Origin of the sequence: Pseudarthrobacter sp., from assembly GCF_036675385.1 — a bacterium.
GTDB lineage: Bacteria > Actinomycetota > Actinomycetes > Actinomycetales > Micrococcaceae > Arthrobacter.
Map to the genome: position 1 here is coordinate 1 of NZ_JAKFFD010000212.1, position 8961 is coordinate 8961.

Below are 8961 nucleotides of genomic sequence, written 5' to 3' on the forward strand. Positions count from 1 at the left end.
GGGGTTCCGGTGCTGATGGCGGTGAGGAAGTCGCGGATCTCATGCGTGAACGTGTGCTCCCAGCCGATGATGTGGCCCTGCGGCCACCAGGCTTCAAGATACGGGTGCTCGGGCTCGTTGACCAGGATCCGGCGGAAGCCCTGCTCGCGGGCGGGTGCGGTGGCATCGAGGAGGTGGAGTTCGTTAAGGTTTTCCAGGTCGAATAGCAGGGAGCCCTTGTCCCCGTAGATCTCCAGGGTCAGCGCGTTTTTCCGGCCGGTGGCCACCCGGGAGACCTCCACTGAGGCGATGGCCCCGGAGGCGAGGGTCAGCGCGGCCCAGGCGGCGTCGTCGACCGTTACATCCTCCATACCCGCTGCCCCGGGGCGGCGCGTGGTGAAGGTGTGCAGGCGGCCGGAAACCTCGGTCACCCGGTCTCCGAGCAGGAACAGGACCTGGTCGATGGCGTGGGAGGCGATATCCCCGAGCGCCCCGGAACCGGCGGTTTCCTTGTTCAGCCGCCAGCTCATGGGCGCCGTTTCGTCCGCCAGCCAGTCCTGCAGGTAGGCGGCCCGGACGTGCCGGACGGTGCCCACCCGGCCGTCCGCGATGAGTTCCTTCGCCAGCGCCAACGCGGGCACCCGCCGGTAATTGAAGCCGATCATCGACTGGACGCCCTGGGCCCGTGCTGCCTGGGCGGCCGCTGCCATGGCCTCGGCTTCGGCAAGGGTGTTGGCGAGCGGCTTCTCCACCAGGACGTGCTTGCCCGCCTGAAGGGCGGCGATCGCGATCTCGGCGTGCATCCAGCCCGGGGCGCAGATGTCCACGATGTCGATGTCATCGCGGTCCAGGACTGTGCGCCAGTCGGTCGCAGTCTCGGCCCAGCCGTACTTGGCAGCTGCTTCCTCCACCCCGGCGGCGTCCCGGCCCACGAGTAGCTTCTGTTCGAAGGCCGGGACGTCGAAGAAGCTGGCCACATTGCGCCAGGCATTGGAATGGGCCTTGCCCATAAACGCGTAGCCGACCATCGCGACGCCGAGCGGGCGATTGGTGGCTGATTCAGGTGAGGTCATCATCGTCGCTCCTAGAGCGTTGCGGTTTCCGGCGCCCAGTCCTCGGGCAGGGCCGGCGAGACCGGGGCGGAGCTTTCGACGTCAACAAACGTGCCGGAATCCATGGATTCGGTGATTGAGACCATGCTGTCCACGACGTGGTAGGCCAGGTTGCCGGTGGCGCGGTGGGGGACGCCCGCCCGGAGCGAGCGGGCCATGTCCAGGACGCCCATGCCGCGGCCGCTGGCGGGTCCGGTTGCGGGAACCGTGGTCCAGTCCTCGTCCCCTGCGCGCCAGAGCCGGATGTCGCCGTCGAAATTATTGGGGTCCGGCAGCGAAAGTGTGGCTTCGGTGCCCGTGATCTCCACGAAACCCATGTTCACGCGCGGGGACTCAAAGGAGAAGACGCTGTGCGATGACGCGCCGCTTTCGAACTGGGCCATGGCACTCACGTGGGTGGGCACCTCGACGCTGAACTCCTCGCCGGCCTTAGGTCCGGAGCCGATAACGCGGAAGTCCCTGGACCTGGATCCGACGGCGGCGACCTTGCGGATGGAGCCGAACGTCTGGACCAGCATGGTGAGGTAATACGGGCCCATGTCGAAGAGCGGCCCGGCCCCGGTCTGGAACAGGAAAGCCGGGTTGGGGTGCCAGGATTCCGGGCCGGGGGTCTGGAAGGTGGTCATGGCCGTCAGCGGGGTGCCGATGTCGCCGCGTTCGATCAGCCGGCGTGCGGTCTGCAGGCCGGCGCCGAGGAAGGTGTCCGGGGCGCAGCCGAGGCGGATGCCGGCGGCGTCGGCGGTTTTGAGCAGGCCGAGCCCGGAGGCGCGGTCCAGGGAGAAGGGCTTCTCGGTCCAGACATGCTTGCCAGCGTTGACGGCGGCGGTGGCCACCTCAACGTGCGCCGCGGGGATGGTCAGGTTCACGATGATTTCGACGTCGGGATGGTTCAGTGCCGCGTCCACGCCGCCCCACTCCGCGATGCCGTATTCCTTGGCCCGGGCCTCGGCGGCCTTTTCGAAGAGGTCGGCGATGACGAGGACTTTCAGGTCCGGGAACACGGTGAGGTTGTCCAGGTATTCCTTGGAAATGTTGCCCGCGCCGATGACGGCAACGCCCACGGGGCCGCGGCGGGTCGACGCTGCGTGGCTCATGCGCGTGCTCCGGCGGTGCCCGTGCCCGTGCGCTGTGCGGCATTGAGGTAGGCGAGGCTCTCGGCGATGCCCTCGAAGATGTCGCCGGCGTAGTCATCGAATTCCACGACGCCCACCTCGAGGGACCTGGCGGCGGCAATGACGTCCAGCACGGCGACCTTGCCCTGGCCCGCAGGCTGCTGCGCTTTGGTGTCCGTATTCAGGGGTCCGTCCTTGATGTGGATGAACTTCACCCGGTCGCCGAGCCGCTCCAGCACCGCCACGGGATCCTGGCCGCCCACGGCCACCCAGTACGTGTCCACTTCGAGGACAACTTCGGGATCGAGGAGGTCCGCGAAGTACTCCAGCGCGGTGCGTCCCTCGATGGTGGACTCCAGCTCCCACTGGTGGTTGTGGTAGCCCACGCGGATGCCGTATTCGGCGCCCTTCCTGGCTGCGGCGTTGAGGCCGGCAGCGGTGGCCTGGATGTCCGCCGCGGACTGCCAGCGGTCAGCCGCGATGAACGGATCGATCACCGTGGTGATCCCCAGTTCCCTGGCCGCGGCGAAGATCTCATCCTGGTCCTGGCTCAGCAGCGGTGCGTGTCCGGACGGAGCCGTCAGGCCGTTCTCCCTTAGCGCAGCACCGAGCTCTTTGGCCGTGGCGACAAAGTTGTACGGCTCAACCTTCGTGAAACCGATCTCCGCGACCTTGCGGATGGTGCCGGGAAGGTCCGCCTGGATCTGGTCCCGGAGTGTGTAGAGCTGGATCGAGTAGTTCATTGGTTCTCCTGATTGCAGACGAATCCACGTTGATTGGGTGCTGCGGTGCTGAGGGCGATGCCACTGCCACTAAAGCTAGAATGACTTTTGCCGATCGTCAAGCAAAAGTTGCGCGAAAACAGATATTCTTTGTTCCGCGTGACAGGCAGAAGTTCCATGTGTTATTCATAATCCATGAGCCTTAGCCCCGGAACAGAGCACGCAGCCCCAGACCACGGCGTGAGCCTGGCGCGCGCCGGCGACCTCTTCCAGCTGCTCCGGGACGGCCAGGCGCGGACGCGGGCAGAGCTGGCCCTGACCACCGGTTTGGCGCGTTCCACCGTCGCTGCGCGCATTGACGCCCTGATCGCCTCCGGCCTGGTGGGCGCGGCCGGTGAGGCGAACTCCAGCGGCGGCAGGCCGCCGTCGCGCTTTGCCTTCAACCCGGCGGCACGCGCCGTCCTGGCCGTCGACGTCGGCGCCACCCACGTGATTGTTGCCGTTACCGATCTCAGCGGCCGGGTCCTGGCCGAGCGGCGGCTGGCCCAGGATGTGGCGGCCGGCCCGGAAGCGGTGCTCGGCCGGGTGATCAAGGAGGGCCGCGCGTTGCTTGAGCAGGCCGGACGGGGCCCGCGCGATCTCGCCGGCATCGGAATCGGCCTGCCGGGGCCCGTGGAGCACGCCACCGGAAAGCCCGTCAAGCCGCCCATCATGCCGGGGTGGGACGGGTTCGACGTCGTCCCTTACGTCCAGCGCTCGCTGCCAGTGCCGGTGCTGGTGGACAACGACGTGAACATCATGGCGCTGGGGGAGCGGTCGGCGCACTGGGCGGAGCACGGGAATTTCCTGTTCATCAAGGTTGCCACCGGCATCGGATCCGGGATCATCAGCAACGGTGAACTGCAACGCGGCGCCAACGGAACGGCGGGCGATCTGGGCCACGTCCGCGTGCCGCGCGGCGATGACGTGCTGTGCCGCTGCGGCAACTACGGCTGCCTCGAGGCGCTGGCGTCCGGACCGGCCCTGGCCGCTGAACTGTCGCGGCAGGGTGTGCCGGCGCGCAAGGGCAGTGATGTGCTGCGGCTGGTCGGCGAGGGCAACCCCCAGGCCATCCACGCCCTGCGCCAGGCCGGCCGGGATGTCGGCGATGTGCTGGCCACCGTGGTCAACCTGCTGAACCCGTCCGTCATCGTCATCGGCGGGAGCCTGGGCCAGGCCGGGGAACACCTGATGGCCGGCGTCCGCGAAGTGGTCTACCGGCGGTCATTGCCGCTGGCAACCAGCCACCTGCGGATCGCCCTGTCCGTGGCCGGGGACCAGGCGGCGATTCTTGGTGCGAGCCAGATGGTCACGCAGTACGTGTTGTCTCCTGCAGCCATTGAGGCGACGCTCCAGGCGGCCGGTTAGGCGGCTAGTCGGCAGTCACCCCGCGGTGATCACTCGGACCGGCGAACCCTCAAGCCAGGCCTTGACGTCCTCGAACGCGCCACCGTAGAACTGCCGGTAGCTCTCGGCCGTCACGTAGCCGAGGTGCGGAGACAGCACAGTGTTGGGGGCGCTGAGTAGCGGGTGGCCCGCGGGAAGCGGTTCCTGGTCAAAAACGTCCAGGGCCGCGCCGCGGATCCAGCCCTCGTTCAAAGCCCGCACCAGGGAATCCTGGTTCACCAGCGGACCCCGCGAGGTGTTCACCAGGATGCCTTCCGGCCCCAGGAGCCGCAGTTCCTGCTCACCCACGATGTCCTCGGAACGGGGAGACAGCCGCAGGTGGAGGGACACGACGTCGGAATTCTCGAAAAGTTCCTCCTTGCTGACCTTCTGAACGCCTGCCTCGGCGGCGGCCTCATCGGTGAGATTCTGGCTCCAGGCGAGCACTTCCATGCCGAAAGCCTGCCCGTACGCCGCGATCCGCCGCCCGATCTTGCCCAGGCCCACGACGCCCAGGGTCTTGCCGGACAGTTCCATCCCCACCGACGTCTGCCACGTGCCCGCGCGCAGCGAGTTCTCCTCGGCCGGGAGGTTGCGGGCGATCGCGAGCAGCAAAGCCCAGGTCAGCTCGGGTGCGGCCGTGGGGGATCCGGGTGTGCCGCATACGGTGATGCCGAGTTCGGTTGCTGCGGCCACGTCGATGGAGGCATTGGCCATGCCGGTGGTCACCAGCAGCTTCAGCCCCGGGAGACGTTCCAGCACGGTGCGGGGAAACGGGGTCCGCTCACGCATCGCGATGACGATCTGGCAGTTGGCGAGGGCTGCTGCCAGGGCGTCCTCGGACTGGAAGGGCTCGCGGAAGACGGACGCTGTAACGCCGGCCTGTTCCAGGGCGGCCCAGTCGGCGAAGCCGTGCGCCACGCCCTGGTAGTCGTCGAGGATGGCAAGCCGTTGTTGCATGTCTGTTCCTTCGTCCGGGGTGAGCGGCTTCTGTACCCTCACGTTGGGGCCCGCCGGTGTGAGCTTCATCGTATGCCAGGGCGCCATGACGTTGCCTGAGGCGTCCGGGGCAATACGCCGTGATAGCAATGGAAGTGATGAAATCGTATTTAGCCACCGCGGAATCCTTGTGAGCGGACAGTTCCTGGCCAAAGTTCCCAAGGGCTGGATCCTCCTGGCCTGTATCGGACTGCTGGCGCTGAACCTGCGTGGGCCCTTCGTTGCCGTCGCCCCGGTGGTTGACCTGATGCAGGCCGACCTCGGATTTACCCCCGTGATGTTGGGCCTGCTGACAAGCATCCCGGTGCTGTGCTTCGCGCTCGCCGCGTCGCTGGCGTCTCTGACCACGAGGAAACTCGGCGCGGAGTTCGCCGTTTCGCTGACCATCCTTGGCGTCCTGGCTGGCGTGATTGTGCGCTCGGCTGGCGGCCCGGGACCGGTGGTGGTGGGCACGGTGATGATCGGCCTGGCCATCACGGTGGGCAATATCGCGGTGCCGTTGATTATCCGCCGCGACTTCTCCCCGATGCGCCAGGGGACCGCCATGGGTGTGTACACCGCGGCCCTGAACATCGGATCATTCCTGACCTCGATGGTCACGGCGCCCCTGGCAGAGCTGGCCGGTTGGCGTGTGGCCTTGGCCGCCGTGGGCATCCTGGCTGTGATTGCCATCGTTTTCTGGACCCTCGCCGTGGGCGCCCGCACCGCGTTTGTGCCCTCCCGCACCGTGGTGGCCGGCGGGCAGGAACACCCGGCCGTCAAGGGTTCCGGCTGGATTACCGCCGGGCTCACCGCAGGCTTCGCCGGGCAGGCGTTTTCCTACTACGCGGTGACGGCGTGGCTGCCGAGCTACCTCAACGACGAACTTGGCATGTCCGCCTCAGCCGCCGGGGCAGGCTCATCGCTGTTCCAGATCTTCGCCATCGTTGGCGGCTTGGGAGTGCCGTTCGCGGCCAAATATTTCAGTACGACGACGACGGCAGTCACCGTGGGGTTGCTGTGGACGGCCGTGCCGGCCGGGCTGCTGCTGGCGCCGGAACTGTGGTGGCTGTGGTCCACGTTCGGCGGCATCGCGCAGGGCGGCGGGATCACGCTGATCTTCATCGCGATCATCAAGCTGGCCCGGGACCAGGTGTCCGCGGGCCGGATGTCCGCCACGGTCCAGGGGCTCGGTTACTGCTTCGGCGCGGTGGCCCCGCCGCTGGTGGGCTTCGTGCGCGACGCCTCGGGTTCCTGGACCCCCGCGCTGCTGGTGATCCTGGGCTCGGTGCTGATGTTCTTCGTCTGCACAACCCTGGCCGTGCGGCTGGTGCCGAAAGGACGCTGACGCGTCCCGCCGTCGTACGTTCTTTCCTTCCCGCATGATTGCCAACGCTCTCTCACTTAACGCAGCTTAACGACGGACGCTCTCTCACTATCTTGAGGATAGTGAGAGAGCGTCCCGGGTTTTCTCGCATTATGTGAGAGAGCGTCCGCGGGTCACACGGGGTGTTCCGTCGCCGGGCCGGCTCCCCGGATCTCGGGGGTGCCTGTTGCGAAGGGCATGCCTGCCCGGCGGACGGAAGTCTATTCAGTGAGCCTGCTGCAGCCTAGGCCGCCGCGAGCTCCTCTTTGGTTGCCTTTTCGCGGGCTTCGGTGAGGTAGCGGGCGTAGGCGGGGAGGGTCAGGAAGGACGGGAAGTCCTGGCTGAGGGTGACTTCCTCGAAGATGTCGCGGGAGTCTTCGAAGCGGTCGCCGTCGAAGCGTTCCAGCCGGGCGAACTCTTCGTCGAGCAGTTCCTCGATCCACTGGTGGGTGATGATTTCGCCGCGGTCGGTGATGGCGCTGGCGTACATCCACTGCCAGATCTGCGAGCGGGAGATTTCCGCGGTGGCGGCGTCTTCCATGAGGTTGTGGATGGCGACGGCGCCGTTCCCGCGGAGCCAGGACTCGATGTAGCGGATGCCTACCTCGATGTTGTTCCGGATGCCCTGCTCGGTGATGGTGCCTTCGGTGGCGGCCACATTGATGAGTGCGCGGTCATCGGGGATGACGTCCTCGCGGGTGCGGTCCAGCTGGTTGGGGCGTTCGCCGAGGGTGGCATCGAACACTTCGCGGCAGACCGGAACGAGGTCCGGGTGGGCCACCCAGGAGCCGTCGAAGCCGTCGTTGGCCTCGCGGGTCTTGTCGGCACGCACCTTCTCGAACGCGTTGGTGTTGGCAGCCTCGTCCTTGCGGTTGGGGACGGCGGCGGCCATGCCGCCGATTGCCATGGCGCCCCGCTTGTGGCAGGCACGGACCAGCTGTTCGGTGTAGGCGCGCATGAACGGCTGCGTCATGGTCACCTGGGCGCGGTCCGGCAGGACGAACCGGGGGCCGCGGGTGCGGAAGTTCTTGATCAGGGAGAAGATGTAGTCCCAGCGGCCGGCGTTCAGGCCCGAGGCGTGATCCCGCAGTTCGTAGAGGATCTCCTCCATTTCGAACGCCGCGGTGATGGTCTCGATCAGCACGGTGGCGCGGATGGTGCCCTGCGGGATGCCCAGCAGGTCCTGGGCGAGGATGAAGATGTCATTCCACAGCCGTGCCTCGAGGTGGTTCTCGATCTTGGGCAGGTAGAAGTACGGTCCCTTGCCCTGGGCCAGGAGGCGCCGGGCGTTGTGGAAGAAGTACAGGCCGAAGTCCACGATGCCGCCGGCCACGGGGGCGCCGTCGATGATCATGTGCTTCTCGGGCAGGTGCCAGCCCCGGGGGCGTACCACGATGGTGGGCAGCTCGCCGGCCGGGCGGAGCTTGTATTCCTTGCCCTCGGGGGAGGTGAAATCGATCCGGCGTTCCAGCGCGTCGGTGAGGTTCAGCTGGCCCTTGATGACGTTCCGCCAGGTGGGCGTGGAGGAGTCCTCCATGTCAGCGAGCCACACCTTCGCGCCGGAGTTCAGCGCGTTGATGGTCATTTTCTTGTCCACCGGGCCGGTGATCTCCACCCTGCGGTCCTCCAGGCCCGGGGCCGGGGGAGCGACGCGCCACGACGGGTCGTTGCGGATGTCCTCGGTTTCGCGGAGGAACCTGGGGTCCTGACCGCCGGCGATGTCCGCCCGGCGGGTCCGGCGTGCCTGCAGCAGTTCCTGCCGGCGCTCGGCCGTTGCCCGGTGCAGCTTGGCGACAAACTCCAGTGCATCCGGAGTAAGAACCTCGTCCTGCCGGCAAATAGGCTGCGCGGCCAAAGTGATCCCGTTGATGGTGAAGCTGTCAGTGAAGGTGTTCATTTCAATCTCCTGGAGCTGTGCCCAAACTGGGTAGCAGTAAGTGTCGTTTTGAGCCTCCAAAACGACACTTAGTGCTACTTACTTGGGGAAAATTTAGTGGAACTGGCCTTCTTCGGTGGATCCCACCAGTGCCAGGGTTGATGCGTTCGGGTTGAGCGCAGTTGCGATGTCGTCGAAGTAGCCGGTGCCGACTTCGCGCTGGTGCTTGGTCGCGGTGTAGCCGCGGGACTCGGAGGCGAATTCCTTTTCCTGCAGCTCGACGTAGGCGCTCATGCCTTCACGGGCGTAACCGTGGGCGAGATCGAACATCGAGTAGTTCAGGGCGTGGAAGCCGGCCAGGGTGATGAACTGGAACGTGAAGCCCATGGCG

7 protein-coding genes and 1 pseudogene are annotated in these 8961 nt (G+C 66.6%); 2 read left to right on the plus strand and 6 right to left on the minus strand.

Annotation, left to right across the window (positions count from 1 at the left end):
* From V6M49_RS17545 to V6M49_RS17555, 3 genes are all read right to left on the minus strand, one after another.
* Positions 1 to 1052: Gfo/Idh/MocA family protein (locus V6M49_RS17545; protein ID WP_332762364.1), on the minus strand; the 1052-nt coding region annotated here is incomplete at its 3' end.
* 11 nt (positions 1053 to 1063) lie between these two features.
* A complete protein-coding gene (locus V6M49_RS17550) occupies positions 1064 to 2185 on the minus strand; it encodes a Gfo/Idh/MocA family protein (RefSeq protein ID WP_141139361.1) in 1122 nt (373 codons plus the stop codon).
* Positions 2182 to 2946, minus strand: a complete 765-nt coding sequence (locus tag V6M49_RS17555) for a sugar phosphate isomerase/epimerase family protein (protein WP_141139362.1) — start codon at positions 2944 to 2946, stop codon at positions 2182 to 2184. Before V6M49_RS17555 ends, V6M49_RS17550 begins: the two co-directional genes overlap by 4 nt.
* Before the next feature lie 174 nt (positions 2947 to 3120).
* Here V6M49_RS17555 and V6M49_RS17560 point away from each other — a divergent pair, with 174 nt between their 5' ends.
* On the plus strand, positions 3121 to 4332 hold the full coding sequence (locus V6M49_RS17560) for an ROK family transcriptional regulator (protein ID WP_332762365.1): 1212 nt from the start codon (positions 3121 to 3123) through the stop codon (positions 4330 to 4332).
* 15 nt (positions 4333 to 4347) lie between these two features.
* Here V6M49_RS17560 and V6M49_RS17565 read toward each other — a convergent pair whose 3' ends face one another.
* Positions 4348 to 5310 (minus strand): D-2-hydroxyacid dehydrogenase family protein, encoded by a 963-nt coding sequence (locus V6M49_RS17565; RefSeq protein ID WP_141139364.1) that lies wholly within the window; start codon positions 5308 to 5310, stop codon positions 4348 to 4350.
* 169 nt (positions 5311 to 5479) lie between these two features.
* Between V6M49_RS17565 and V6M49_RS17570 the strand changes: the two genes are divergently transcribed.
* Positions 5480 to 6676 (plus strand): MFS transporter, encoded by a 1197-nt coding sequence (locus tag V6M49_RS17570; RefSeq protein ID WP_246848701.1) that lies wholly within the window; start codon positions 5480 to 5482, stop codon positions 6674 to 6676.
* Positions 6677 to 6938: 262 nt separating this feature from the next.
* Here V6M49_RS17570 and aceB read toward each other — a convergent pair whose 3' ends face one another.
* Together aceB and V6M49_RS17580 are read right to left on the minus strand one after the other, a co-directional pair.
* Positions 6939 to 8591 carry a malate synthase A gene (aceB, locus tag V6M49_RS17575; RefSeq protein WP_141139365.1) on the minus strand — a complete coding sequence of 551 codons (1653 nt, stop codon included), beginning with the start codon at positions 8589 to 8591 and terminating at the stop codon, positions 6939 to 6941.
* A gap of 93 nt (positions 8592 to 8684) precedes the next feature.
* Positions 8685 to 8961, minus strand: a pseudogene (locus V6M49_RS17580) (isocitrate lyase); the annotation flags it as partial.

What these genes read in the sequence shown, in the direction of transcription:
- V6M49_RS17555 (WP_141139362.1), bottom strand. Translation starts at nt 2,946, where the DNA reads ATGAACTACTCGATCCAGCTCTACACACTCCGGGACCAGATCCAGGCG.
- aceB (WP_141139365.1), bottom strand. Translation starts at nt 8,591, where the DNA reads ATGAACACCTTCACTGACAGCTTCACCATCAACGGGATCACTTTGGCC.
- V6M49_RS17565 (WP_141139364.1), bottom strand. Translation starts at nt 5,310, where the DNA reads ATGCAACAACGGCTTGCCATCCTCGACGACTACCAGGGCGTGGCGCAC.
- V6M49_RS17560 (WP_332762365.1), top strand. Translation starts at nt 3,121, where the DNA reads ATGAGCCTTAGCCCCGGAACAGAGCACGCAGCCCCAGACCACGGCGTG.
- V6M49_RS17550 (WP_141139361.1), bottom strand. Translation starts at nt 2,185, where the DNA reads ATGAGCCACGCAGCGTCGACCCGCCGCGGCCCCGTGGGCGTTGCCGTC.